Consider the following 237-nt stretch of genomic DNA (forward strand, 5'->3'; position numbering starts at 1 on the left):
CGCGGAGACTTTATCGGCAATCAAATCGAAGGAATTCGACACCGCCATCCTTGGCTGCACCCATTATCCGCTATTGCAGGGCTTTATTGAGCAGGAGCTTGGCAAAACAGTGACGGTTCTGTCTTCTGCACAGGAAACGGCGAAAGACGTAGCGCGCCATTTGAGTTTCGAGGACAAGTTTGCAGAGCGCAGCAAACCGCCCATCCACCAGTTCTATACATCCGGTTCGACAGAGAT

The 237-nt window shown here is 51.9% G+C and carries 1 pseudogene; it reads left to right on the forward strand.

The features are described 5' to 3' along the window. Nucleotides 1-237, forward strand: a pseudogene (locus tag R0J87_RS24530) (hypothetical protein); the annotation flags it as partial.

Source organism: Halomonas sp. SIMBA_159 (assembly GCF_046536035.1).
Classification (GTDB): Bacteria; Pseudomonadota; Gammaproteobacteria; order Pseudomonadales; family Halomonadaceae; genus Vreelandella; species Vreelandella venusta_A.